The 819-nt window shown below is 39.7% G+C and carries 1 protein-coding gene; it reads left to right on the top strand.

Annotated elements, in window-relative coordinates; translation table 11 throughout:
- Positions 1-175 precede the first annotated feature (175 nt).
- The coding region (locus HMPREF9441_RS17045) for a vWA domain-containing protein (RefSeq protein ID WP_008623396.1) at positions 176-819 on the top strand (644 nt) is incomplete at its 3' end.

The raw sequence follows: 819 nt of genomic DNA, 5'->3' as shown, positions 1-819 counted from the left end.
ATAAAAACGGCAACCTTTTCAAAGCAAATTATGAGCTTTATAGCTTTACTGAAAATGGTGCCTTACAGCAGTTGCTCATTACCTATATAAATGATTTAAATGCAAAGGCTATTGCTAAGAGAGTAGTAAACTCAATTGCATTTAAAACAGAATAACACCTAAAATCGTTAATCAGATGTTTAAGAATATCATATTTGCCAATCCTGAGTTTTTCTGGCTGCTATTGCTTTTGCCACTAATGCTACTTTGGTATTGGTATTGGAATAAGAAATCACAAGCTAATGTTACTTTTTCGACTACCATAGCCTTCAAGAAGACGAAGAGTTGGAGCGATGCTCTTTACCACTTGCTTTTTGTGCTGCGTATGATAGCTATTGCGCTGATAGTAGTAGCCCTTGCTCGTCCACAGACGCATTCAGAGAATGCTAAGACCAAAATAACAGATGGTATTGATATAGTAATGGCGATTGATGTATCGGCTAGTATGTTGTCGCAAGACTTGAAGCCTAACCGCTTTGAGGCACTGAAGAAGGTAGCCTCGCAGTTTGTGAAAGACCGTCCTAATGACCGTATAGGTTTGGTAATTTACGCAGGCGAAAGCTATACTAAAACCCCTGTTACTACCGACAAATTGATTATACTAAATGCCCTTTCTGAAATCACTTATGGGCAGATAGAAGACGGTACCGCTATAGGTATGGGCTTGGCTACGGCTGTAAACCGACTTAAAGAAAGCAAGGCTAAGAGTAGGGTAATTATCCTATTAACTGATGGGGTGAACAATACCGGTTTTATAGACCCACAAACGGCAGCCGAGTT

Source organism: Paraprevotella clara YIT 11840 (assembly GCF_000233955.1).
In the GTDB taxonomy this organism is placed as follows: domain Bacteria; phylum Bacteroidota; class Bacteroidia; order Bacteroidales; family Bacteroidaceae; genus Paraprevotella; species Paraprevotella clara.
This window is presented reverse-complemented; position numbering and strand designations above follow the sequence as displayed.